Here is a 25,750-nt window from a genome sequence, read left to right on the forward strand (position 1 = left end):
GAACGCGGCCGGCGCTATGCGCCGGAAGGCCCCGCGTTCACCCAACTGAGCTACCGGGGCTTTCTAAAACCGTTGTCCTGCATTCACCTGTCCGAGTGCTCGGAATGGAGCGAGCGCACTTTTTATGGCGCCGCTCGCCCTCCGGGCTCCGGCCTCGCGGCGGTATCCGCGAGGCGTGAACGCGGCCGGCGCTATGCGCCGGAAGGCCCCGCGTTCACCCAACTGAGCTACCGGGGCTTTCTAAAACCGTTGTCTTGCATTCACCTGTCCGAGTGCTCGGAATGGAGCGAGCGCGCTTTTTATGGCGCCGCTCGCCCTCCGGGCTCCGGCCTCGCGGCTGAAGCCGTTCCTGCGACGAAGCCCTGGCCCCTGTAGGAGCGGCTTCAGCCGCGATGCCCGGCGGCGGTACGGGGGCCTATTGTAGTGATCCGGGCCGGGGATGCCAGTGCCGGGCTTTACCGGCTTTTACCTCCACCGGCTTTACCGGAGCGACAAGCCGGGCTAGCGTCGGAAAGACCTTAACGACAATACCTAGGGAGAGGGAATCATGAGTAAGCTGATCGGTTTGGTCATTCTGGTGCTGGATATTCTGGCGATCATCAAAATCATCCAGTCCGGCGCCAGCACCGGCGAGAAGGTGCTGTGGGTGCTGTTGGTGGTGGTGCTACCGCTGCTGGGCCTGATTATCTGGGCGCTGTTGGGCCCGGGTTCACCGGTTAAGAAATAGCGGCCCGCCGGGTTATCGCGGCTGAAGCCGCTCCTACCGGAACCCGGCGAAAGGGCGGCGGCCCGGTCGCGCGACGCGGTCGGGCCGTCGGTCAGCCGCCGGCGGCCTTGAGCAGGGCCTGATTGTCGCGGCTGATCAGCCAGAACAGCACGCTGGCCAGGGACACCATGAGAAACTGCATGTGCTGCTTGCGGCCACGCAGCCAGGCTTCCGGCCAGTAATCGCGCACCGCCGCCACCTTCTCCACGCCAAACAGCAGCATTACCGCCACCGCCATCAGCGGTGCCCCCAGCCAGGACGGCAGAAACGGCGTGGCGCAGGCCATCACCAGCAGCAGCGAGGCCAGCGGCGCCAGGCTGCTCCCTTCGCGCGCCAGTTCGGCGCCAAAGTAAAGCCCCACCTGAAGCAACACGTAGAGCGCCACCAGCAGGTGCACGATCGGCACCCAGGGCCGGGCGGTGACCGGGTCCGGCAGCCAGATGGCGGAGGCCATGGCCACCACCACGAAGCCGTGGACGAATTGCAGGCGAGACAGGGTCACCAGGGTATCGGGCAGTTCCGGGGCGCGAGGCAGGCGCATCGGGGCTCCTTATCGGGTTTCAGCGACGGTCAGAGATAGGGTTCGAGCAAATGGGCCAGGGCGTTGCGGATGTGGCGCCAGCGGGCCATGGCGCGGAAGTCCGCGTCGCCCATCGGTCGGGCGCACGCCAGGCGCTGGTCGATAAGGGCGTTGGCGGTGTCCGCGAGCGGGTCATCATAGCATTCCAGGTCGAACTCGAAATTAAGGCGCAGGCTGCGGGCATCCCAGTTACCGGAGCCGAACTGCACCCAGTGGCCGTCCACGGTGAGCAGCTTGGTGTGGTCGAACGGCGGCGCCGAGAAATAGACCTCGGCGCCTTCCTTGGCCAGCCATTTGATCACGTGCAGGCTCGCCCACTGCACCAGCCGCAGATTGTTCTTTTCCGGTACCAGGATCACCAGCCGCACGCCGCGCAGGATCGCCAGCTGCAGGGTCGCCAGCAGGGTCTGGTCGGGCACGAAATAGGGAGTGACGATGCGGATCTCCCGCTGGGCGGCGCCGATCGCCGCCATCAGGGTCAGACGGCGCTTGTCGAAATCCGCATCCGGCCCGGCGTTGATACCCCGTGCCTGGACGGTGCCGGCGTCCAGCTCGCCGACATAGTTGTCGTCCAGCACCTCGCCACAAGTGAACACCCAGTCGGCCACGAAACTGTGCAGCAAATGAGCCACCGCCGGCCCTTCCAGGCGGGCGTGCAGGTCCTGGATACGCGCCGGGGTCTGGATGTAACCGGCGCGGATGTTGGCGCCGCCGGTAAAGCCCAGGGCCCGGTCCACCACCATCAGCTTGCGGTGGTTGCGCAGGTTCATATAGGGCATGCGCCAGGGCGCCACGGAGTGCAGGAAGCGTTGCACCGGCACGCCCCGTCGGCGCAGGTAACCGGTGATCGGCGGCAGTGAATAGAGGGCACCGACACCGTCCACCAGCACCCGCACCTGGACGCCGCGACGATGGGCGCGCACCAGGGCGTCCGCCAGGGGGCGGCCGGCGGCATCGTTACCGAAGATGTAGGTGGCCAGGAAAACGCTTTCACGGGCCTGCTCCACCGCCTCGATCATGGCCGCCAGGGCCGCCGGCGCCTCCATCAACTCCACCCGGTTGCCGCCGGTGAGCGGCAGCCGGGTGAGACGGCCCACCAGGCGCGCCAGCACCTGCAAGCGATCGGTCTGCAGCGGCGTGCCCTGCTCCGCCCCGGCGCGCAGGGCGGCATCGATGCCGCCGCCGGTAAGCTGGCGGGCGCGCCGCTGGATGCGGTTGACCCCCAGCATGAGGTAGAGCAACGCGCCCAGCACCGGTACCAGCCAGACCAGGCCGGTCCAGGCGGCGGCGGCGCGGGCGTCGCGCTTGTGCTGGGCGACATGCAGCGTCACCCACACCGCCAGCACCACGCCGACGGTGGCGGCGATCGCCGGCCAAAAGGTGTTCAGCCAGGCCAGGCCGCGTTCCACGGGCGCGGCGATCCCGGCGACCATGTCCTGCATTTCGATCTCCTGGAAACCGGGCAAACATAACACGGATGGCCGCGCCGGACCCGGCTGCCCGGCGCGCCGGGGGCGCTTTTGCGCTTTGCCGGGCCAGACCGTAGAATAGCGCGCCTTGAGGAGCCGCCGGGCGGCACCTCGACCCTCCGCGTCCCGCACGCGCCCTGCTCCGGTTCAAGCACCACCGGAGACACACGGAACCCCCGGGTTCCCCCGGCTCTTGGATAGAGCCCGAATCGCGCCGGTGTCACCGGCTGTCAGTAGAAATAATTCGATCACACTGGTGAAGGAGCCTTGCACCCTCCTTAAGCGGCCAGTCCACCGGCGCGCGCCCCTCGCACGCCGGCATGATGAGGAGCGAAAACCATGTCAGAAGCCAACACGGTCATCCCTCTGCGCGAGCACCAGGAGCCGGCCCATCAGGAACCGCGCCGTTTCAAAGTGTTCACCGCCCGCCAACTGGACAAGATCGAACCGTTGGCGCGGCTCGACGAGGAGACCCGTTTCGCCATGCGCGTGGTGGCCAATGTGCTACCGTTCCGGGTCAATGAATACGTCATCGAGGAGCTGATCAACTGGGACAAGGTGCCCGACGACCCCATCTACCAGCTCACCTTCCCGCAAAAGGACATGCTCGCGCCGGAGCACTTCGAAAAGGTGGCCGAAGCCATGCGCGGCGGTGACAAGAGCGAGATCGACGCCGCCGTGTCGGAAGTCCGGGAAGCGCTCAACCCGCACCCCGCCGGCCAGATCGAGCACAACATTCCCGAGGTGGACGGCGAAAAAATCGACGGCATCCAGCACAAGTACAACGAGACGGTGCTGTTCTTCCCCAGCCAGGGGCAGGTGTGCCACAGCTACTGCACTTTCTGCTTCCGCTGGGCCCAGTTCATCGGTGACAACGATCTCAAGATCGCCGCCAAGGAAGCCGGCCAGCTTAAGCGCTATGTGCAGGCCCATCCCGAGATCACCGATATCCTGATCACCGGCGGCGACCCGCTGGTGATGAAGACCAAGAACCTGCGCGCCCACATCGAGCCGCTGCTGGAACTGGAGCAGGTGCGCACCATCCGCATCGGTTCCAAGGCGCTCACCTTCTGGCCCCACCGCTTCGTCTCCGACAAGGACGCCGACGACCTGCTGGACCTGTTCCGTGAAGTGCGCGCCGCCGGCAAGCACCTGGCGCTGATGGCCCATTACAACCACTGGCAGGAAATGGAACCGGCCATCGCCCGGGAAGCGATCCGCCGGGTGCGCGAGACCGGCGCCCAGATCCGTGCCCAGGGTCCGCTGCTGGCGCACATCAACGACAACGCCGACGATTGGGCGCGCCTGTGGCAAACCCAGGTGGAGCTGGGCATCGTGCCCTATTACATGTTCGTGGAGCGCGACACCGGCGCGCGGCATTACTTCGAGGTGCCCCTGGCCCGCGCCTGGGAAATCTATCGTGATGCCATGCAGCGGGTATCCGGCCTGGCCCGCACCGCCCGCGGCCCGAGCATGTCCAGCCACCCGGGCAAGGTGGAGATCCAGGGCGTCACCGAGATCCATGGCGAGAAGGTGTTCGTGCTGCGCCTGATCCAGGGCCGCAACGCGGACTGGGTGCAGCGTCCGTTCTTCGCCAAGTACAACCCGGATGCCACCTGGCTCAACCATCTGGAACCGGCGTTCGGCGAGGAGCGGTTTTTCTTCGACGACGAATTGGCCGAGATGGAAGGCTGATCGGAGGGAGCAGGCGCTACAGCAGCGCCGCCAGCCGCGCCAGGGCCCGCTCCACCCGGTTGTCCCAGCGCACCGCGCAGTTCAGTCGCAGGCAGTGATCGAACTTGCCGGAAGCGGAGAACAACGGCCCCGGCGCGAAACTGACGCCGGCGTCCAGGGCCCGTTCCGCCAGTTCCGTGGTGTTCACCGCGCCGGGCAATTCCAGCCACAGCACAAAGCCGCCGGCGGGCCGGCTGACCCTGGTTTCCGCCGGGAACAGCTCGGTGACCCGGTCCGTCATGCGCGCCACCGCCCGGACATGCTGATCCCGCACCCGCCGCAAATAACGGTCGTAATGACCGTGGTCCAGAAAGTGGGCCAGCGCCAATTGCGACGGCGTGGCCACCGACACGGTGTTGATGAATTGCAGGTACTGGGCCCGTTCGAAATCGTGGCCGGGCACCAGCCAGCCCACCCGCATACCCGCCGACAGCGTCTTCGAGCAGGACGCGCAGTAGAACACCCGGCCGTCCCGGTCCCAGGCCTTGATCGGCAGCGGGCGCGGACCGTTGAGCGGCAGATCGCCGTAGATATCGTCCTCCACCAGAGGCACGTCATGCTCCCCCAGCAGTCTCAGCAGGGCCTGTTTGCGGTCGTCCGGCATACGGCTGCCCAGCGGGTTGGAGAAGTTGGGCACCACCACGCAGGCCGCCACCGGCCAGCGCTCCAGGGCCAGGGTGAGCGCTTCCAGGGACAGCCCACGAATCGGGTCGGTGGGGATTTCCAGGGCTTTCAGCCCCAGGGACTCGATCACCTGCAGCAGGCCGTAATAGGTAGGCGATTCAATCGCCACGGTGTCGCCGGGACGGGTCAGCATGCGCAGGGCGATGGCCACGGATTCCTGGCAGCTGTTGGTGATCAGCACCTGGTCCGGGGATACCGGGCAGCGCAGCGCCGCCAACCGCCGGGCCAGGCCGGCGCGCAGCTCCGGGGCCCCGGGCGGGAACGCGTAGCCCACGCAGCGGCGGCGCTGTTCGCGCAGCACGGTGCGGAAAGCCCGCTCCATCCGCGCCACCGGCAGGAAGTCCGGGTCGGCCACCGCCGCCCCCAGGTTCACCACGGCCGGGTCGTTGACCGCCTGCACCATGCGCAGCACTCGCTCCTGACCGGTTACCGGGCGCGGACGCCGCCCCGCGCTGGGCAGGCTGGGCGTCGCCCGCCGTGCCGGCGGCGGGCACACGAAAAACCCTGAGCGTGGCCGCGCTTCCAGCACGCCACGCTGCTCCAGCTCCCGGCAGGCGCTCACCGCCGTGGCCACGCTGACGCCGTGCTGCTCGCTGAGCTTACGCACCCCGGGCAGACGGCTGCCCACCGGATAGACCTGATCACCGATCAGCGTTTGCAACTGATCCGCCAGTTGTTCATAGCGTTTGTCCGCGTAGGTCATGCCCTCTCCATGGCGGTGCATACAGTTGCCGCCCAAAGCATCGGTACAGTTTTCCACAATGACAAACTGTACCGGTTCAATTTCGTATTTTTATATCTGTATTAACCCCCGCTGTCCACCTAGGCTGTGCCAATCAACAGACTTACGGAGACGCCCATGCCCGCCGAACAGTTCGTCGCTTTGATCGGCTTCGTCGCCGTAATGACCGGCACCCCGGGCCCCAACAATCTGATGCTGATGGCGAGCGGCGCCAACGCCGGTTTCCGGCGCTCGCTGCCGCACATTCTCGGCATCGCCTTCGGCTGTCAGGTAATGCTGTTGTGCGTGGCCCTGGGCCTTGGCTCGTTACTGAGCCGCTTTCCAGAGGCGGTGACCGCGCTGCGTATCGGCGGCGCCCTGTATCTGCTCTATCTGGCCTGGCGACTGGCGCGTACCCGCCACCTGAAGCAGGACCATCGGGATGCGCGACCGCTGACTTTCGCCCAGGCGGCGCTGTTCCAGTGGGTCAATCCCAAGGCCTGGATGATGATCCTTACCGGCATGGCCACTTTCACCCAGCCGGCCCACTTCACCGCCAGCGTGACGCTGGTGGCCGGCGCCTTCCTGATCATCGGCCTGCCACTGATCAGCGCCTGGAACCTGTTCGGCGCGGCGTTGAAAAGCCGGCTGCACCAGGGGCACCGCCTGGCGGTGTTCAACCGGGCCATGGCGCTTTTGCTGGTGGCGTCGCTCTACCCCACCTTCGGCATTCAGCCGGGCCACGCCGACGAGCGTGAACAAACGAGCCCCGCGCCAGCGCCGGAGCCGGGACGTCCGCCCTGGTGGATGAGCGTAATGTAGGCCGCGCCGGCTCCGTCCCGCTGAAATAATCGCCGGGCGCCGGCGCCGGACCTTCCTCCGCCCCGCCGTCTCCCTTAGGCTTACTCCCTTGAAAAGCCGTCCCAGGGAATATCATGCAAAACGGGCTGATGGTGCTGCACAGCAACCGTCTGGAAGCACTCACCGGCGTGGTCGCCGACTGGCTCAAGCGCCATCCGCTGCCGCCGCTGGCGGAAGAGACCGTGCTGGTGCAGTCCAACGGCATGGCCCAGTGGCTCAAGCTCAACCTGGCCGAGCCGGAGGCCCTGGGCATCGCCGCCGGTTTCAGCTTCCAAATGCCGGCCCGCTTTCTGTGGAGCGCCTACCGCATGGTGCTCGGCGAGGACCAGGTGCCACGCACCTCGCCGTTCGACAAGTCGCGCCTGCTGTGGCGTCTGTACCGGCTGCTGCCCACCCTGCTCCATGAAGATGCCTTCGAGCCCTTGCGTCATTTCCTCGACGACGACGGCGACGGTCGCAAGCGCCACCAGCTGGCGGAACGGCTGGCCGATCTGTTCGACGCCTACCAGGTGTACCGGGCGGACTGGCTGGCGGATTGGGAGGCCGGCGACGATCGCCTGCGCCGGGCACCGGACCGCCGCGACGCCGACGACTTGCCACCGGGCCAGCACTGGCAGCCGGCCCTGTGGCGGGCGCTGCTCGCCGATTTGCCCGAGGGCCAGCGACACCTGAGCCGGGCCGCCATCCACGACGCCTTCATCAAGCGCCTGGACACCGATACGCCGCCGCCGGGGCTGCCACCCCGGGTGCTGGTGTTCGGCATCAGCGCCCTGCCCCAGCAGGCCCTGGACGCGCTGGCGGCGATCAGCCGCCACGCCCAGGTGCTGATGCTGGTGCAGAATCCCTGCAAGCATTATTGGGCGGACATCGTCGAGGACCGCCACCTGCTGCGCGCCCAGTTGGACAGCCGGCGGCGCCACCTGAGCGTGCCGCCGGACAACCCGGTACACCCGCTGCTGGCCGCCTGGGGCAAACAGGGCCGCGATTTCATCGGCCTGCTGTACGGCCACGACGACCCGGACCACTACCAGGCTGCGTTCCAGAACCAGATCGACCTGTTCCTGGACCAGGACGGCCCGCTCACCCTGCTGCGACAACTCCAGCAGGACGTGCTGGAGCTGGCGCCCAACCCGCCGCCGGCGGAGCGCCCACCGGCGCACGCCGACGGCTCCCTGCGATTCAGCATCGCCCACGGCCCGCAGCGGGAAGTGGAGATCCTTCAGGACGCCCTGCTGGCGCGCTTCGCCGCCGACCCGGAGCTGCGCCCCCGGGACGTGATCGTGATGGTGCCGGACATCGAAACCTACGCGCCGCACATCGACGCCGTGTTCGGCCGCCTGGAACGGGATGACCCGCGCCACCTGCCGTACACGCTCAGCGACCGCAGCGCCGGCGCCGCCTCGCCCCTGGCCAACGCGGTGGAAGCACTGCTGCATCTGCCGCAATGGCGCTTCACCGCCGCCGACATCCTCGACCTGCTGGACGTGCCCGCCCTGCGCCAACGCTTCGGCATCCCGGAAAGCGCCCTGCCGCAACTGAGCCGCTGGATCGAGCAGGCCAACATTCGCTGGGGCCTGCACGAGCGTCAACGCGCCAGCCTGGACCTGCCCGGCTTCGAGCAAAACAGTTGGGCATTCGGTCTGCGCCGCATGCTGGCCGGTTACCTGATCGGCGATGGCCCGGCGTGGCGCGGCATCGAACCTCTGGACGAAGTGGCCGGCCTGGGCGCCGAGCTGGCCGGTCGCCTGGCGCGGCTGCTGGACACCCTGGACCACCATTGGCGGGCGTTCCGTGAACCGGCGCCGCCACCCGCCTGGCGACAGCGCTTCGGCGCCCTGCTGGACGATCTGTTCGAGCCGGAAGAGACCGACGATCAGGCCCTGGACGCCGGCCTGCGCGATGCCCTCAACGACTGGCTGGCGGCCTGCGAGCAGGCGGATTTCCATACCCCGCTGCCGATCACGGTGGCGCGCCGGCCACTGCTCGACGCGCTCAACGCGGAAAGCCTGGCGCAACGCTTCATGGCCGGGCGCATCAATTTCTGCACCCTGATGCCGATGCGCGCCATTCCGTTCCGCCATGTCTGCCTGCTGGGCATGAAGGACGGCGACTACCCGCGTCAGCAACAGCCCATGGATTTCGACCTGATGCGCCACTGGGGCCCACCCGGCGACGATGGCCGGCGGCGCAGCCTGTACCGCCCCGGCGATCGTTCGCGCCGGGAAGACGACCGCTACCTGTTCCTGGAAGCCCTGCTGAGCGCCCGCGACAGCCTCTACATAAGCTGGAGCGGTCGCCACGCCCGCGACAATAGCGAGCGCCCGCCCTCGGTGCTGGTGGCGCAATTGCGCGACCACCTGGACCAGCGCTGGGCCAGCGCGGATGGCACGCCGCTCAGCGCACGGCTTACCGAGGAACACCCGTTGCAGCCGTTCAGCGCCCGCTATTTTCACGGGCCCGCCGACGGCGAGCCGGCGCCGCCGCCCACCTACGCCGGCGAATGGGAACCCCTACACCGGCCGGCGCCGGACGCCGCCGACGCCGGCGATCTGCCGCCCCCCGCCGACAGCGAGCCGCTGGCCGCCGAGGCTCTGGGCCGCTTCCTCAAGCAGCCGGTGGCGCATTTCTTCCGCGAGCGGCTCAAGGCGGGCCTGGAACAGGACCACCAGACCCTGGAAGACACCGAGCCGTTCACCCTGGACGGCCTGGACCGCTGGCAGCTCCAGGACCGCCTGCTGGAAGCGGCGCGCCGTGCCGGCGGTGACGGCTTCGAGGCAGCGCTGGCCGACGCCCTGGACCATCTGGCCGGCGGCGGCGCCCTGCCCCTGGCGCCGTTCACCGAGGCCAGCCGGGAGTCCCTCAGCCTGCCGCTGAACCGGCCCCTGCGCGCCTATTTCCAGAGCCTGGCACAAACCCGGGGCTCCCTGCCGCAGCAGGAAGTGAGCCTGACCCTGGGCACCCTGACCGTGGAAGACTGGCTCACCGATCTGCTGGACGGCGACCAGGGCCCGCGCCGGCTGCTGCTGATCACCGGCGGCCTGCAGGGCCGCTGGCGCAAGCTGTGCACGCCCTGGGCGGTGCACCTGCTGGCCTGCGCCGAGGGCCTGGCGCTGACCACCGAGCTGGTGGCCCAGGACGGCGGCGCGGTGCTGCCACCGCTGGGCGCGGATGCGGCCCGGGACCATCTGGTGACGCTGGCGCGGGGCTGGACCGAAGGCTTGTGCCGGCCCCTGCCAGTGGCCTGCGACACCGCCTTCGCCTGGCTGGGCGGCCTGGAAAAGGAACGCGAGGAACTGGACGCCCGCGCCGCCTTCGAGTCCGGCTTCAGCCATGTGGGCGAAGCGGACCGGGACGCCGCCCTGCGCCGCGCCTGGCCGGATTTCGACAGCCTGCTGGCCGCCGAGGAAGACGGCGGCCCGGCCCTGGCGGCCTGGGCGGAACGGCTCTACCGGCCCCTGTTCGACCAGGTGCAATGGCGCCGGCCCGGGGAGGACGCCCAATGAGCGAACGCCCCCTGCCGCTGACCTTCCCGCTGCACGGCACCCGCCTGATCGAGGCCAGCGCCGGCACCGGCAAGACCTTCACCCTGGCCGCCCTGTATCTGAGGCTGGTACTCGGCCACGGCGGCGAGGCGGCGTTCCCGCGCCCGCTGTTGCCACCGGAAATCCTGGTGGTGACCTTTACCGAGGCAGCCACGGAGGAGCTGCGCGAACGCATCCGCGACCGGCTCGCCGAGGCCGCCCGCGCCTTCGCCGACGACCCGGTCGCCACCGACCCGATCCTCGACGAGCTGTTGGCCGACTACCCGGACCCGGAGCAGCGCGCCGCCGCCGCCCGGCGCCTGGACGCCGCCGCCCAATGGATGGACGAAGCCGCCATTTACACCATCCACGGCTTCTGCAACCGCATGCTCAAACAGCATGCCTTCGATTCCGGCAGCCTGTTCAATCTGGAACTCAACGAGGATGCCAGCGAGGAGCAGTTCCGCGCCGCCTGCGATTACTGGCGCACGGTGATCGCCCGCTTCCCGGCAGCCGCGGCGCCGGCGCTGCGCGGCGCCGGCCTGGACGGCCCGGAGGCGCTGCTGGCCGCCGCCCGGCCCCTGTTCGGGCATGCCCGTGGCGAAGCCGGCCTGCCGGACACGGTACGCCACTGGCTGGACACGGTGGCGCCGCAGCGCCGGCTTGAGGACCAGGCCCGCGCCACCCTGGCCGCCGAGTTGCCGGCTCTGCGCGCCTGGGTCGGCGAAGCCCTGGACAACAAGTGGCTCAACGGCAACAGCTACCGGGCCGGCTCCGTACCCGCCATGCTCGACGCCCTGGCCCGTTACGCGGAGGGTTTCCCCGGCACCCACCGGGACGATCTCAAGGCCCTGGAGCGCTTTTCCCTGGACGGCCTGAAAGTGACCAAGGCCGGCCAGGACCAGGTGCCGGAGCTGGCCTGCTTCGAGGCCCTGCAGCGGGTGCTGGAAAGCCGCCAGGACAATGCCCTGCCCCGGGCCGCGCTGCTGGAGCACGCCGCCGCCTGGATCGAGGACCGGGTGGCGACCATGCGCCGCCAGACCGCCACCATGGGCTTCGATGACATGCTCACCCGGCTGCGCGACGCTCTGGCGGACCCGGCCAACGGCCCACGCCTGGCGCGGGTGATCCGCGCCCAGTTTCCGGTGGCCCTGATCGACGAATTCCAGGACACCGACCCGGTGCAGTACGGCATCTTCTCGACCCTGTACGCCGGCCAGGCGGACATCGGCTGGTTCATGATCGGTGATCCCAAACAGGCCATCTACGCGTTCCGGGGCGCCGACGTGCACACCTATCTGGCGGCCCGGGCCGACACCGAGAGCCAGCACACACTGGATCGCAACTACCGCTCCACCAAGGCCATGGTCACGGCAGTGAACAACCTGTTCGAACACGGCGAGCGGCTGTCCGGGGATGTGTTCCTGATGGACGGCCGGATTCCGTTCCAGCCGGTCACCGCCAAGGGCCGCGAGGAGCATCTGGAAATCGATGGCGAGCCCCGGGCCGGCCTCACCCTGTGGGTGGAAGACGACGACAAGGCGGTCAGCAGCGGCGCCTACCGGCACCGCCAGGCGCAGCGCGCCGCCGGCGAAATCGCGCGGCTGCTCAACGGCGCCGAGGCCGGCCGCACCGGCTTCCGCCGGGGCGATCGCGAACTCACCGCGCTGCGCTCCCGGGACATCGCCGTGCTGGTGCGCGACCGCAACGAGGCGGCGGCGATCCGCCAGGCTTTGGCCGCGCGCCGGGTGCGCAGCGTCTATATGTCCGATCAGGACTCGGTGTTCGCCACCCCGGAGGCCACCGACCTGCTGCGCCTGCTGAGTGCCTGCGCGGCGCCGGAGGCGGACGCCCGGGTGCGTGGCGCCCTGGCCTGCGCCACCCTGGACCAGCCTTACCCGGTTCTGGATCATCTCAACCGGGACGAACGGGCCTGGGAAGCCATGGTCGATCGCTTCCACGGCTACAAGCACCAGTGGCAACGCCAGGGCGTGCTGCCCATGCTGCGCAGCTTGCTGCTGGATTTTCAGGTGCCGGAGCGGCTCAGCCGGACCCTGGACGGCGAGCGGTCGCTCACCAACCTGCTCCATCTGGCGGAACTGCTGCAGCAGGCCGCCAGCCAGTTGGACGGCGAGCAGGCGCTGATCCGCCACCTGCGCGAGGCGGTGGAAGACGGTGGTCGCGGCGGCGACGACAGCATCCTGCGCCTGGAAAGCGACGACGACCGGGTGCGGGTGATCACCATTCATAAATCCAAGGGCCTGGAGTACCCGCTGGTGTTCCTGCCCTTCATCTGCGGCTTCCGCCCGGCGGAAACCAGCAAGCCGCCGCTGCGCTATCACCAGGACGGCAAGCTGGTGGTCAACCTGGAGCCGGACGAGGCCGCCGGCGCCCTGGCGGACCGGGAACGCCTGGCCGAGGACATGCGGCTGCTCTACGTGGCCCTGACCCGGGCGCGCCACGCCTGTTGGCTGGGGCTGTCGCCCTACGCGCGCGGCAACGGCAAGCGCAACCAACTGGAAGGCAGCGCCATCGGCCGGCTGCTGTTCGGCCCGGACGGCGTCGCCAACAACCGCCTGAGCGCCGCCCTGGCGCCGCTGGCCGACGAGGCCGTGCGCGTCACCGCCCCGCCGCGGGACAACGACACCGTGCACCGCCCCGCCGACCAGGAACGGCCCTGGCGCGGCGCCGCCCGCTTCCCTGGCCGGCGTGCGGAGACCTGGTGGATCGCCAGTTACAGCGCCCTCAAACAGGTGGAGGACGACACCCTGGCACCCTCGGACCCGCGCGGCGACCGGCTGGCGGAACACGATGGCGAGGCGGCGCCGGCGGCGGACGACATCGAGCCCCGGGGCATCCATGCCTTCCCGCGCGGTCCGCTGCCCGGCCTGCTGCTCCACGACCTGCTGGAACAGGCCGGCCGCGACGGCTTCGCCGCCACCCTGGCGGCGCCGGAGGAACTGGACCGGCGCGTGGAGGAAAGTCTGGCGGCGCGCCATTGGCAGGATCACCAGAACATGCTCCAGGACTGGTGGCGGGCGGCATTGCGCACGCCCTTCGAGCTGGGCGGTGACCGGGCGGCGCTCGCGGATCTGCCCACGGCGGTGCCGGAAATGGAGTTCCTGTTCCCGGCCCGCCGGGTCTCGGTGGAAGCCCTGGACCGGCTGATCCGCGAGCACATCGCCCCGGGTGTGCCGCGCCCGCGCCTGGAAGCGGACACCCTGAACGGCATGCTCAAGGGGTTCATCGACCTGGTGTTCGAGCACGATGGCCGCTATTACGTGCTGGATTACAAATCCAACTGGCTGGGCCCGGACGAACGCGCCTATACCCGCGCCACCATGACCACGGCGATCCTGGAGAGCCGCTACGAGGTGCAGTACGCCCTCTACCTGCTGGCCCTGCACCGTTTATTGCGTGGCCGGCTCGGCGACCACTACCATCCGGACCGGCACCTGGGCGGCGCCGTCTATGTGTTCCTGCGCGGTCTCCACGGCCCGGACGCCGGTGCCGTGTTCGAGCGCCCGGCCACCGGGCTGATCACCGCCCTGGACGAACTGTTCGTACCCGGAGGCCATGATGCAGGCTGATCTGTTTACCGCGCCCGCCTGGCGCGACGCCCTGGCGGCGCTCCGTGACCAGGGCCTGCTGCGCGACCTGGACCTGGCGGTGGCGGAATTCCTGCACCGCCAGGCACCGGAGGCGGAACCGGCGGCCCTGCTGCTGGCGGCGCTCACCAGCGGCCAGCTGGCCGCCGGCCATCTGTGCCTGGACCTGCATGAACCGGAACTGGAAGCGCGGCTGTGGCCCCAGGGCCGCCCCCCGGAACTGGCCGGGCTGCTCCCCGACGCGGTAACCGACTGGGCCCTCCCGCTCGACGCCAGCCCGCTGGTCAGCGGCGCCGAACAGGACACGGAGCGTGCCTGCGCGCCGCTGGTGTTCGACGGTCGCCGCCTCTACCTGCGCCGCCACTGGGCCCAGGAAAACGCCGTGGCGGAGCGCATCCGCGCGCGCCTGGACGACAACGCGCCGCCGCCAGACCTGTTGGCACCGCGAGTGCGCGCGCTGTTCCCGGAGCCGCCCACCGATGGCGAGCCGGACTGGCAACAAGTGGCCTGCGCTCTGGCGGCCCGCGCCGGCCTGACCCTGATCACCGGCGGCCCCGGCACCGGCAAGACCACCACCGTGGTACGCCTGCTGGGCCTGCTCCAGGGGCTCGCCATGGACCAGGGCAGGCGCCTGCGCATCCGGCTGGCGGCCCCCACCGGCAAGGCCGCCGCCCGGCTCACCGAATCCATCGGGCGCCAGGTACGTGCCCTGGACGTGGACCCGGCGGTGCGCGACGCCATCCCCACCGAAGTCAGTACCCTGCACCGCCTGCTCGGCACCCGTCCGGACAGTCGCCACTTCCGCCATCACCGCCACAACCCGGTGCATGCCGACCTGGTGGTGGTGGATGAGGCCAGCATGATCGACATGGACATGATGGCCAGCTTGCTGGACGCCCTGCCACCGGCCTGCAAGTTGATCCTGCTCGGTGACAAGGATCAGCTCGCCAGCGTCGAGGCCGGCGCCGTGATGGGGGATCTGTGCCGCCACGCCGAACAGGGCCGCTACCGCCCCGAGACGCTGGAATACGCCCGCGCCACCAGCGGCGCCGACCTGTCGCCCTGGGCCGGCGACGGCGGCGCCCTGGCCCAGCAGACCGCCATGCTGCGCCGCAACTGGCGCTTCCAGGACGCCGCCGGCATCGGCGATCTGGCCACCGCCATCAACGCCGGCGACGCGCCGGCGGTAAAGCGGGTGTTCGACCACGGCCACGCCACCCTGGAGCGCCGCCATGGCGACGATCCCGGCGAACTCGCCACCCTTCTGCTGCACGGCGGTGCCCACGGCGAAGGCCTGAGGGCGCTGGTGACCGACGCCGCCGACCCGGTCGCCGACCCGGAAGCGGCCGACCAGCGGGCCCGGGATCTGCTCGCACGGCTCACCGGCCAGCAACTGCTCAGCGGCCTGCGCGGCGGCCCGTTCGGCGTCGACCGGCTCAACCGGCTGATCACCGACCATCTGCGCCGCGACGGCCTGGCCGGCGACCACGACTGGTACCCGGGCCGACCGGTGATGATGACCCGCAACGACTATCAACTGGGCCTGATGAACGGCGACGTGGGTCTGACCCTGCCCCACCCGGACGGTCTGCGGGTAGCCTTCCAACTGCCGGACGGTCGGGTACGCTGGGTGCTGCCCAGCCGTCTGGACGCGGTGGACACGGTCTACGCCATGACGGTGCACAAATCCCAGGGCTCTGAGTTCGACCATGTGCTGCTGGCGCTGCCGGACCGGCCCCACCCGCTGCTCACCCGGGAGCTCATCTACACCGCCGCCACCCGTGCCCGGCGTGCTTTCACCCTGGTGGAATACGGCCCGCCCACGGTGCTCGACCAGGCCGTGCGCCGGCGCACCTGGCGCGCTTCCGGCCTGGCCGGCAAGCTCGACTGAAGCGGCCAGCCGTTATCGCGACTGAAGTCGCTCCTACCGCGTCTTGTAGGAGCGACTTCAGTCGCGAAATGGCCGCCGATGGGGCCGCCACTCCTTCGACTTTTATAAAAAACCCTTCTTTTTTTACAAAAAAAAATAATTTTATAAAAAAAAGACAAACCAACATTTTCCCGTTGTTTACGTTTCTTCAACCCAATTGCTCCTGTTTTCCCTTTTAATATAGGGCTATTCCGCATTCGGTTTTTGCAAAGGAGCTTGCCATGAAGAAGTCCATAATGACCGCCGCCGTGCTTTCGCCGTTGTTCATCGCGGTGTCCGCCCAGGCGGGGGAAAACGTCCCCGATCGCTACGGTTACATCGGCGGCCACGTCAGCGAGTATTTCTTCTACGACAATCAGGTGACCGGCGACGTCGACGGCCTGGATGACTCCGCATTCCCTGGCGGCCAGATCGGCTGGCGCTTCAGCCCGAAATGGTCGGTTCAAGCCTGGTACGAAAAAAACGACGACGTTGACCACAAGTACACCGACCGGGAATCGGAGGTCATCGATTACTACGCCAGCCTGCGCCACCACTTCGACGGCACCAGCTTCCTGGGCTTCGAGCCCTACACCGGCATCAACGCCGGCGTGCAGGAAGTCAACGACAACGACGAAACCCTGGCCGGCGTGGAGCTGGGCATTCAACGTGCCCTGTTCAAGCATGTGCTGCTGGACCTGGGCACCCGCCATGCCTACAGCCTCGACCGGGAATTCTGGCAAGGCCAGGTGTACGCCGGCCTGAATCTGATGTTCGCGGTCAGCGGGCGCGAGGGCGAAAACGCACAACGCGAGGCGGATGACCAGCCCGAGGAAGTGATCTCCATGGCGGACAGCGATAACGACGGCGTGCCGGACGATCGCGACGACTGCCCTGGCACCGCGCCCAACGCCCGCGTCGATGCCAACGGCTGCCAGATCTACAAGATGGTGAACGAGCAGACCATCAAGACCATTTACTTCGAGTTCGACCAGTCCGACGTGCGTGGCCAGTTCAGCGATGAAGTCCGCGACGCGGCGCAGCAATCCCGCGAAGGCGCCAAGGGCCAGATTCGCATCGAGGGTCACACCGACAGCATCGGTAGCGAGCAGTACAACCAGGGGCTCTCCGAACGCCGCGCCGACTCGGTGAAGAAACAGTTGATCGAGGAGTACCGCATCGACCCGGATAAAGTGGAAACCCGGGGCTATGGCGAGAGCCGCCCGGTGGCGCCCAATGACACCGCCGAAGGCCGCGAGAAAAACCGCCGCGCCGACATTATCGTCGAGGGCGAAAACAAGGAACCGCAGTTCAAGGACTGACCTTGCAGAGACGGTAGGAGCGGCTGAAGCCGCTCCTACCACCGCCCTACAACAGTTCGTTTCCAGGCAGGGTTACAGAGTACAGCCGCCGTCCACGGCGATTGCCTGCCCGGTGACGTGCTCCGCGCAAGCCAGATAGACCACCAGCTGCCCCATGTCCTCCGGGGTCTGCGCCACGCCCTGGGGCAACAGCGTCTTCTGATGGCGTTCCCAGGATGCTTCCTCGCTCTCCCCTTCTTCCCGCCAGCGACCGGCCAGGCCGTTGTCGCCGCGCCACATGCCGGTACCGACGATGCCCGGACACAGGGCGTTGACGGTGATGCCTTCCTGAGCCACTTCCTTGGCCACCGCGTTGGTGAAACCGATCACCGCGAACTTGGAGGCGGAATAATGGGACAAATCCGGGAAGCCGGTCTTGCCGGCGATCGAGGCCACATTGATGATGCGCCCCCAGCCATTGGGCCGCATGGCGCGTACCGCCGCCTGGGTGCACAAAAACACCCCCTTGGTGTTCACCGCCAGAATGGCGTCGAAGTCCTCCGCGCTTATCTCCTCGATGGACTGGATCTTGATGATGCCGGCGTTGTTCACCGCGATATCCAGGCGCCCCAGCTTATCCTGCACGCCGGCCACCATGGCGGCCACGGAATCCGGGTCGGTGACGTCCACCCGCAATGCCAGCGAGCGGCGGCCCAGGGCCTCCACCTCGGCGGCGGTTTGCGCGGCGATGTCGGCGTCCAGATCGGCCACCGCCACGTCAGCGCCGGCACGCGCCAGTGCCAGGGCTATGCCCTGCCCGATGCCCCGGCCACCGCCGGTGACCAGAGCGACTCGTCCTTTCAGTTCCATGATGCTCTCCTTTTTGCACATACCGAACCCAGTCTAGGCGGGCCGTCGCGGCCCGCCATTGCACCAGGTCAAGAAGTTGGCGTCGCGCCATCAGGCCAGGTGGTGTACTTCCTGGCGCCCGTACACCGGCGTTTCCAGGCCTTCCATCCGCGCCTTGAGCTGCAGGGCCAGGAAGTGGGAATAGAACCGGGACTGATGCAGATTGCCGCCGTGAAACCAGAGCCCCTGCTGGGCGGTGGGCTTCCACATGTTGCGCAGCTCGCCCTCCCAGGGCCCCGGGTCCTTGGTGGTGCCGGAACCCATGCCCCAGCACTTGCCCACCTTGTCGGCCACCTCCTGGGAGATGATGCGGGCCGCCCAGCCGTTCATGGAGCCGAAGCCGGTGGCGTAAACGATCAGGTCGGCGGGCAGCTCGACGCCGTCGGTGAGGGTCACCGAGCGCGGGTTGATTTGCTCGATGCCGACGCCGCTGCGCAGCTTGATATCGCCGCTGGCCACCAGGTCACAGGCGCCCACGTCAATGTAGTAACCGGAGCCCCGGCGCAGATACTTCATGAACAGGCCGGAGCCGTCCTCGCCGAAATCGAGCATGAAGCCGGCGTCGCGCAAGCGCTGGTAAAAATCCGCGTCCCGCTCGGCCACCTGGCGGTACACCGGGATGTGGAACTCGGGCATCACCCGGTAGGGCATGGACGCGAAGGTCAGATCAGCCCGTTCGGTGGTGACGCCACTGGCCACCGCTTCCTCGGAATACAGCGGGCCAAGCACCAGATCCATCAGGGTGGCGGACTTGATCACATGGGTGGAGGAGCGCTGGACCATGGTGACGTCGGCGCCATGCTCCCAGAGCGCCGCGCAGATGTCGTGGGCGGAGTTGTTGGCGCCCAGCACCACGCAACGCTTGCCGGCGTAGCCTTCGCCGCCGGGGTGCTGGCTGGAGTGGTGCTGCTCGCCTTCAAAGCTGTCCATGCCCGGGATGTCCGGCACATTGGGCATGCCGGACATCCCGGTAGCCAGCACCAGCTGTTTGGGCCGCAGGGTCACGGTTTCACCGTCGCGGCGCACCTCCACCCGCCATTCGCCGGCCTGCTCGTCATAGTGGGCGCCGGTGCATTCGCTGCTGCCCCAGTAGTTGATCTCCATGATCCGGGTGTACATCTCCAGCCAGTCGCCGATCTTGTCCTTGGGCGAAAACACCGGCCAGTTATCGGGAAACGGCAGATAGGGCAGATGGTCGTACCAGACCGGGTCATGCAGGCACAGGGATTTGTAGCGATTGCGCCAGGAATCCCCCGGGCGCGGGTTCTTCTCCACCACGATGGTGGGCACGTTCAGTTGCCGCAGCCGCGCCGCCAGGCCGATGCCGCCCTGGCCGCCGCCGATGATCACGCAGTAGGGCTGGCGACTGTAGCCCAGCTCCGTCTGCTCCGCCTGGCGCTCCTCCAGCCAGCTGCGGCGTTCCTTGAACACGCCATGGCGGGCGCCCTTGGGCCGGTTGCTGCCCCGTGGTTCCGGGTAATCGCGCAGCTCCTTCAACGTGGTGAGCAGGGTCCAGGCCTTGCCATCGCGCAGGCGCAGATGGCCCTCGCCACGACCGAGCCGGGTTTCAAAGGTGATCCAGGCTTCGACCACGCCGTCAGCCTCGCTGGCCTCGCCGTCCACGGCCCAGTCGGAAGGCACCGTGGAGGCCACCGTGGCGTCGAGCATGGCGCGCAGTTGGTCGACGCCCTCGGCGGTTTTCAGGTTCCAGGTGAAGGCCACCAGGTCTCGCCAGAAGCCGTTGTCCTCGAACAGCCCGGCGGCGTCCGCGGGGTTATCGCCCCGCAGGGCATGGTTCCAGGCGTCGAGCCATTGCCGCGCTTGCGCGGTGGGGGTCGGGGTCATGATGTTCTCCTCGCTGCGTTGTTGTTTTCCGGCCCCATCACGGAACGGGGCTCGTCCGCTGTTGAGCAGAACCCGTGCCAAGGCGCCGCCGGCCGCTCGGCGGGCGCCGCAACCGGCTGAAGTGCAAGGAAAAACCGGTTGAGCCACGGCCCGGAAAGACGCCCTGGCCCGGCGGTTTCGGGCGAACACCCGTAACGCCCTGTAACGGGCCGGCGTTACAGGTGTAACTGGTACTCAAGTCGCATGGTGGGCCCGCCCGGGGCGCGCTAGCCTGGATCGTGCCGGATACCAAAAAGAAAGGCGGAGGTGCCATGAGTGCCCTGGAGCAGCAGCAACGCCACCATATCGACCGGGTTCTGCGCTACGCGACCGGCGGCCCGCTGCCGGATAACCCGATCGGCCGTTCCTGGAAGCGCTGCATCGAGGAATACGGCCTCGACCCGGCCAGGCCCCGGCCGGCGCGCATCGTCACCCAGCGGATTCTGCGCGAGCATCAGGAAAGCGCCGATGAGTTCCTCAACGTGGCGCGCGCCGGGGTCGAGCAGCTCTACGGGCAGATCGCCCGGCTCGGCTATGTGCTGCTGCTCACCGACCAGCGCGGCATCACCGTGCAGTTCCTCGGCGACCGTCGGCACGACCAGCGCCTGCGCCAGGCCGGCCTGTACCTGGGCGCGGACTGGAACGAACACCATGCCGGCACCTGCGCGGTGGGCACCTGCATCCTGGAAGGGCGGGCGCTGACCTGCCACCGCCAGGACCACTTCGACGCGACCCACATCGGCCTGACCTGCACCTCGGCGCCGATCACCGACCCCCAGGGACGCCTGCTGGCGGTGCTGGATATTTCCGCGCTGGATTCGGCCCCGGGCCGGGACAGCCAGAACTTCGCGCTGCATTTGATCCGCCTCTACGCGCGCATGATCGAGGACGCCTATTTCCTGCGTCACTACCGCCATCACACCGTGTTCCGCTGCGATGCCTCCCGGGAGTTCGTGCAGGTCAACGGCCAGCATCTGTTCGCGGTGGACGGCGACGGCACGGTGCTGGCCGCCAATGGCGCCGGCCGGGCGCTGCTGCGCCGCACCCTGCCCGATCCGGAACGGGCGACCCTGCCGGAGCTGTTCGATTGCGACCCGGCGGATCTGTGGAGCATTCCCCAGCAGTGCGACGACCAGGTGCGCGCCTTCCGGGTCTCCGCCCTGGGCACCACCCTGTTCGGTACCCTCATCGAACCGCGCCGCCCGCCCCGGCCACCGGCCGCCGCGAACCAGGAGCGGGTGCCGGCCCTGGATCGCCTGGCCGCCGACGACCCGGCCATGCGCCGCACCCTGGGGCTGGCCAAGCGCCTGCGTCACCGCGACGTGAGCCTGCTGATCCTGGGCGACACCGGCACCGGCAAGGAAGTCCTGGCCCGCGCCATCCACGACAGTGGCCGCCGCCATCGGCGACCGTTCGTGGCGGTGAACTGCGCCGCGATCCCGGAATCCCTGATCGAAAGCGAGCTGTTCGGTTACCGGCCCGGCACCTTCACCGGGGCACGGGCCAAAGGCGCCCGGGGCCTGATTCAACTGGCCGATGGCGGCACCCTGTTTCTGGATGAAATCGGCGACATGCCGTTGCCCCTGCAAACCCGCCTGCTAAGAGTACTGGCGGAGGGCGAGGTACTGCCCCTGGGGGCGGAACAGCCGGTGAAGGTGAACTGCCGGGTGATCGCCGCCACCCACCGGGACCCGGCCCGGCTGATCGCCGAGGGCCGCTTCCGCGAGGATCTCTACTATCGCCTCAACGGCGCCACCCTGCGGCTGCCTCCATTGCGCGAACGGGCCGACAAGCAGCATGTGATCGGTGCCACCCTGGCCGAACTGGAAAAACAACTGGGCCGACCGGCGCCGCGTCTGCGCGCCGACGCCATGAGCGCCCTGCTCGCCTGCCCCTGGCCCGGTAATATCCGCCAGCTGGCCAACGCCCTCGGCTTCGCCGAGGCCACCTGCGACGGCCAGGAAATCACCGTCGCCGACCTGCCGGAGGAATGCCTGGAGCGGGTGATCGGGCCCAGCGCGCCGACGGCCAGTGCCGACCAGGACGCCGGCGATCCGCGCCGCAACGCCCTGGAGCGCCTGCTCAAACAACACCACTGGCGCATCAGCCCGGTAGCCCGTGCCCTGGGCATTTCCCGGCCCACCGTGTACCGGCGCATGCGCCGCTACCGGCTAACGCCACCCAACCAGCGGGACGGCTAGCAAACGGCTGTTTTTTGGTTCATCGCGCTTTGGCGGAAAATCGATGCGGGCGGTCTCTATCCGGGACGCGGATCTGCGTGGGTGCCGCCCAGTCGCTGCTACAGGGGCCGGGCGCGGTGAACCTATTTTTCCACCCACTGGCCGGTGGGAGTTTTGATGTACTCACCGGTCGGCGTTTTCTCGATGGCTTTCTGGCCGGCCAGATTGGCCACCTGATCCAGAGTGATGCCATTCTGCTTGGCGATGCGCTCGTAGGCGGCGCGCCGCTTTTCGTTGATGTCGGAGACCAGCTCCACCGCCGCCGGCGTGGCCTTCACCACTCCCAGATAACCGTTCGGCTGCTCGCCCACCAAGCCCTCCGCCTTGGCCTGGTTGAGATCCAGAGCGGCGGCGGTCACCGACAGCAGCAGGGCCGCGGCCAGCACCAGGTATCGTATCAATGTCATGGGTCCTCTCCTCAATGCCCTGATCAGAACAGCTCGCTGTCTTCGTCGAAGAGCTGATCGATGTCCTTCTCCACCTTGAGGCGGATTTCATGGTCGATCTTCACGTTCAAATTGATGGTGATCGGCTCCTTGGGCGCCTCCAGCGCCACCCGTGGGGTACAGGCGGCAAGAGGCAGGAACGCAAGCACCAGCCAGAATGGTTTCATCGTTTCGACTCCGTCATGACCTGATCGGTGATGCGGTCACCGATGCGCAGACTGCGCAACAATTCCAGCACATTTTCCCGGTGAGTGTAATTAAAGACCACCGGCAGACCGTTTCGTTGCGGGTTGACGCCCTGGATGCGCACGGCGGCATCCAGCCAACCGTCCGCCGCCATGTCCACGCCGGCCTGGAATTGCTGGATGCGCAGCGGGTTGAGGGCCTCCAGGGCGATCGACACGGCGCGATTGGATTGCGCCATGGCCTGGGCGCCGCTGGACGGCAGGATCGACAGCGACAGCGGCGTCTCGTTGGCGAGCCGGCCCTGGCGCACGGCGATGCTGTCGCGCAGCAGCCGCAGGGGCACGTAACCGCCCACCCGGCCGGACAGGGCCACGGCCGGCTCACCCTGCAGGGCGGCCAGTCGCGACAGCTCGATTTGCGTGACCACCACCGGCTGCCAGGCCGGCGACGGCCAGCTAAGCCCGGGGGTACGGATCTCGCCGCCCAGTACCCGGGCGTGGGCGCGGCGGACCGTCCAGGTGTTCAGGTCGCTGTCCAGATCCAGGCGCAAATCGGTGATCGGCACGCCCACGTCCAGGGACGCCAGGGTCAGCGGCGTTACCGTGGCCAGGGCGGCGGCGCCGTCGTCCCAGCCGAGGGCCAGCTCCGCGTCCAGCCCCCGGGCCTGAACGCTGCCCCAGTCCAGATCCAGGCCGTGGCCGGTGAGCCGGCCATCCAGGTGCGCGCTGCCGGCCCAGCGCCAGTTTCCCTCCAGGTTCAGGTCTCCCCCCTGAAAGGTGAACGGCAACCCCCGGCTCATGGCCGGCGCCAGGGGCGTGACGCCGCTCAGGGTACCGGCGTACCCCCGTGTGCGGGCACGGCCACTCAGGTTGATTTGGGTTTGCCAGGCCGGCACCCGCAGTTCGGCGCCGAAGGTATCGCCATCCAGGTGCGCGTCTCCGGTCACCGGCGGCAGGGTCCAGCGCTCCGCCACCAGGCCTTCCCCGTCGAGTGACAGATGGCCATGGGGCCCATCATCGTCCAACACCAGCGGCGTGGTCAGACGGGCGTTGATCGGTCGGATCAGCAAGCGCTCGCGTACCGCCCGCGACAGCTTCACGGTGGCGCCGGCCAGCAGGCGTGGCCGGTCGGCGTAGTCCCAGCGACCGTCCAGGGTGAGCACCCCGCCGTCCAGCTCCGGGAGCGGCCCGCCCCGCCCGTTCAGCGCGCCGCTCCAGGTGTCGCCGTCCAGGCGGGCGTCGGCCCGGGCGCGGAAGGGAATCGATTGATAACGGCCTTCCAGGGTGGCGGCCAGCGGCCAATGGGGTGGCGTTACCCCGTCCAGCGGCAAGGTGGCTGTGACATCCAGGTCGGCGTCGCTCAGCCGCACCCGGGCGGGCTCACCGTGCACGCCGGTGGGGCCGGCGTCGCCCTGCCATTGGCCCGTGAGCCGATAGCCGCCCCACTGGCCGGTCAGGTTCAAACCGCCCCGCCACTGCACGTCGTTGGGCCGCCAGTAGACCCGGCTGCCGGAGGTGGTCAGCGTCAGGCCCTGATAAACCGCCTCCAGAGGCAGTACCGCCTCGCCCTCCAGGGCCAGGGGCAGCGTCGCCGGCTCACGCAGGCGCAGGGTGACGGCGGGCTCCGGCAGGTTCACCTGAAAGGGGGCCAGCCGCAGCTGGCCATCGCGCCAGTCAACGTCGAGCCGGCCCCGCCAGCCCTCGCTGAGCAGCAACCGACCCTGCCCCTCCCCGAACCGCTCGGCGTCGCTGCTCAACGCCAGAGCGGCCCGACCCCAAGGCCCGTTCACCACCAGCCGGCCATCCGCCTGGCTCAGTGCCAGGCCACGGCCTTCGGCGATCAGATCCCGCCCCGGGCTGACCACCCAGCCACCTCCCAGGGCCAGGGGCTCATCCAGGGCGGCGCGCACGCGCCAATAGTCATTGTGCCAACGCGCCCGCACGGTCAGGTCGCCGCGTGGGCCCTGCCCGGACACGCCCAGATCCCGGCCCAGGGCCACCAGCTTGCCCTGGAAGCGCTGCCCGGGAAGCCACTGGCCATCGCCCTGCAAGCGCACCCCGCCGGTGAGCGGGCCGCTGCCCAGCACGGCGGCGAACGGCGCCGCCTGCAGGTCTCCGGTGAACCGCCAGCGGCCCCGATCGCGGCGGTATTCCGCCTCCAGCTCACTGCCACGGAATTCCGTCCGCCCCCGCCAGCGGCCGCCGGCCTGGCTCAGGTGCGCCATCAGCGGCGGGTAATCCTGGTACTGCAGAGCCCAGACGGTGATATCCACGGGCGGCAGAGACGGCAGCCGGAACGGCGTGCCGTCATCGGGGCAATCGTGAACCCCCACCGTATCCAGGGTCAGGGTGAGCGGCCACAGGCCGCTCAGCCGCGCCCCGTGCACGTCCACCTGGCGGCAGCCATCGCTCTCGTACCAGAGCGCATCCAGGCTCGGCCCCTGGCGCCAGCCGAGGCCCTGCCAGTGCACGCCGAACAGCGGCGCCGCCAGCAGCGCCAGCACCGGCACCAACAGCACGAGCAGGGGGAGCAGCCAGAAAAAGTGTGTTTTGCGGAAGCGTTTCTGCGCCATCAAGCCTGGGACCTTATTCCCTGGTCGGGTGCCCCAAGCATGGCGCTTTCGGCGCCAAGAATACAGTCATGGCAAGGGCGACCGCTTCCGGCGGCGGGAGGCTCCACCCGGCTCCCGGGTCAGGGTCGCCGCCGAGGCCGAGCCATTATCGGTGGGGCAAAAAGTGGGGCAAAAATGCCGGAAACGAAAAAGGCCCGGCAGTCACGCCGGGCCTTTTTCTTTCGATTTGGTCGGGACGGAAGGGTTCGCCAGGTTCCCGGTGCAAGCACCGCTTGCGCCCTGGCGAACGCCCGAGGCATGCAGGCCGAGGGCCGGCAATCCGCCCCACGCCTCGCGGAAACAAAAAAAGGCCCGGCAGT

Annotated in this window: 17 protein-coding genes; 9 read left to right on the forward strand and 8 right to left on the reverse strand. The window is 68.5% G+C overall.

Features of this window, described 5'->3' with window-relative positions; genetic code table 11:
- The coding region (locus tag ACLD02_RS11305; protein ID WP_410298743.1) for a hypothetical protein at positions 1 to 375 on the forward strand (375 nt) is incomplete at its 5' end.
- A 172-nt stretch (positions 376 to 547) separates the two neighbouring features.
- A complete protein-coding gene (locus ACLD02_RS11310) occupies positions 548 to 727 on the forward strand; it encodes a PLDc N-terminal domain-containing protein (protein ID WP_203102057.1) in 180 nt (59 codons plus the stop codon).
- 91 nt (positions 728 to 818) lie between these two features.
- Here ACLD02_RS11310 and ACLD02_RS11315 read toward each other — a convergent pair whose 3' ends face one another.
- Both ACLD02_RS11315 and ACLD02_RS11320 read right to left on the reverse strand, forming a co-directional pair.
- Entirely contained in the window at positions 819 to 1,307 is a 489-nt protein-coding gene (locus ACLD02_RS11315; RefSeq protein ID WP_203102053.1) for a hypothetical protein, read from the reverse strand.
- Between the two features lie 29 nt (positions 1,308 to 1,336).
- Positions 1,337 to 2,788 carry a phospholipase D-like domain-containing protein gene (locus tag ACLD02_RS11320; protein WP_410298744.1) on the reverse strand — a complete coding sequence of 484 codons (1,452 nt, stop codon included), beginning with the start codon at positions 2,786 to 2,788 and terminating at the stop codon, positions 1,337 to 1,339.
- A gap of 366 nt (positions 2,789 to 3,154) precedes the next feature.
- Between ACLD02_RS11320 and ACLD02_RS11325 the strand changes: the two genes are divergently transcribed.
- Complete coding sequence (locus ACLD02_RS11325; protein ID WP_410298745.1) at positions 3,155 to 4,510, forward strand: KamA family radical SAM protein; 1,356 nt, start codon at positions 3,155 to 3,157, stop codon at positions 4,508 to 4,510.
- Between the two features lie 16 nt (positions 4,511 to 4,526).
- Here the strand turns inward: ACLD02_RS11325 and ACLD02_RS11330 are convergent, their stop codons facing one another.
- Entirely contained in the window at positions 4,527 to 5,936 is a 1,410-nt protein-coding gene (locus ACLD02_RS11330) for a PLP-dependent aminotransferase family protein (protein WP_203102047.1), read from the reverse strand.
- A gap of 156 nt (positions 5,937 to 6,092) precedes the next feature.
- Between ACLD02_RS11330 and ACLD02_RS11335 the strand changes: the two genes are divergently transcribed.
- The 5 genes from ACLD02_RS11335 to ACLD02_RS11355 all read left to right on the forward strand — a co-directional run bounded on the left by ACLD02_RS11335 (position 6,093) and on the right by ACLD02_RS11355 (position 17,175).
- Positions 6,093 to 6,776, forward strand: coding sequence for a LysE family translocator (locus tag ACLD02_RS11335; protein WP_410298746.1), 684 nt, complete (start codon positions 6,093 to 6,095; stop codon positions 6,774 to 6,776).
- A gap of 113 nt (positions 6,777 to 6,889) precedes the next feature.
- Positions 6,890 to 10,318: an exodeoxyribonuclease V subunit gamma gene (gene recC / locus ACLD02_RS11340; RefSeq protein WP_410298747.1), complete on the forward strand. Its 3,429-nt coding sequence runs from the start codon at positions 6,890 to 6,892 to the stop codon at positions 10,316 to 10,318.
- Positions 10,315 to 13,926 (forward strand): exodeoxyribonuclease V subunit beta, encoded by a 3,612-nt coding sequence (recB, locus tag ACLD02_RS11345; protein ID WP_410298748.1) that lies wholly within the window; start codon positions 10,315 to 10,317, stop codon positions 13,924 to 13,926. The genes recC and recB overlap by 4 nt, the downstream gene beginning before the upstream one ends.
- Positions 13,916 to 15,835, forward strand: a complete 1,920-nt coding sequence (recD, locus tag ACLD02_RS11350) for an exodeoxyribonuclease V subunit alpha (RefSeq protein ID WP_410298749.1) — start codon at positions 13,916 to 13,918, stop codon at positions 15,833 to 15,835. The genes recB and recD overlap by 11 nt, the downstream gene beginning before the upstream one ends.
- A 260-nt stretch (positions 15,836 to 16,095) precedes the next feature.
- Positions 16,096 to 17,175 (forward strand): OmpA family protein, encoded by a 1,080-nt coding sequence (locus ACLD02_RS11355; RefSeq protein WP_410298750.1) that lies wholly within the window; start codon positions 16,096 to 16,098, stop codon positions 17,173 to 17,175.
- Between the two features lie 72 nt (positions 17,176 to 17,247).
- On the opposite strand, the gene ACLD02_RS11360 is transcribed toward ACLD02_RS11355, so the two are convergent.
- The gene (locus ACLD02_RS11360; RefSeq protein ID WP_203102029.1) at positions 17,248 to 18,024 is read right to left on the reverse strand and encodes an SDR family NAD(P)-dependent oxidoreductase; all 777 of its coding nucleotides are present in this window, start codon (positions 18,022 to 18,024) and stop codon (positions 17,248 to 17,250) included.
- 90 nt (positions 18,025 to 18,114) lie between these two features.
- Positions 18,115 to 19,908 (reverse strand): flavin-containing monooxygenase, encoded by a 1,794-nt coding sequence (locus ACLD02_RS11365; RefSeq protein WP_410298751.1) that lies wholly within the window; start codon positions 19,906 to 19,908, stop codon positions 18,115 to 18,117.
- Between the two features lie 311 nt (positions 19,909 to 20,219).
- On the opposite strand from ACLD02_RS11365, the gene ACLD02_RS11370 reads away from it, so the two are divergent.
- Positions 20,220 to 22,148, forward strand: a complete 1,929-nt coding sequence (locus ACLD02_RS11370) for a sigma-54-dependent Fis family transcriptional regulator (RefSeq protein ID WP_410298752.1) — start codon at positions 20,220 to 20,222, stop codon at positions 22,146 to 22,148.
- A 122-nt stretch (positions 22,149 to 22,270) separates the two neighbouring features.
- Here the strand turns inward: ACLD02_RS11370 and ACLD02_RS11375 are convergent, their stop codons facing one another.
- Genes ACLD02_RS11375 through ACLD02_RS11385 form a run of 3 tightly spaced genes read right to left on the reverse strand, consistent with a single transcriptional unit; the run spans position 22,271 to position 25,391 of the window.
- Positions 22,271 to 22,594 (reverse strand): YdbL family protein, encoded by a 324-nt coding sequence (locus tag ACLD02_RS11375; RefSeq protein ID WP_410298753.1) that lies wholly within the window; start codon positions 22,592 to 22,594, stop codon positions 22,271 to 22,273.
- 23 nt (positions 22,595 to 22,617) lie between these two features.
- The gene (locus ACLD02_RS11380; RefSeq protein WP_203102013.1) at positions 22,618 to 22,800 is read right to left on the reverse strand and encodes a YnbE family lipoprotein; all 183 of its coding nucleotides are present in this window, start codon (positions 22,798 to 22,800) and stop codon (positions 22,618 to 22,620) included.
- Complete coding sequence (locus tag ACLD02_RS11385) at positions 22,797 to 25,391, reverse strand: YdbH domain-containing protein (RefSeq protein ID WP_410298754.1); 2,595 nt, start codon at positions 25,389 to 25,391, stop codon at positions 22,797 to 22,799. The genes ACLD02_RS11380 and ACLD02_RS11385 overlap by 4 nt, the downstream gene beginning before the upstream one ends.
- Positions 25,392 to 25,750: the final 359 nt, after the last annotated feature.

This window comes from Alloalcanivorax sp. C16-2, from assembly GCF_046507615.1.
Lineage (GTDB): Bacteria > Pseudomonadota > Gammaproteobacteria > Pseudomonadales > Alcanivoracaceae > Alloalcanivorax > Alloalcanivorax marinus_A.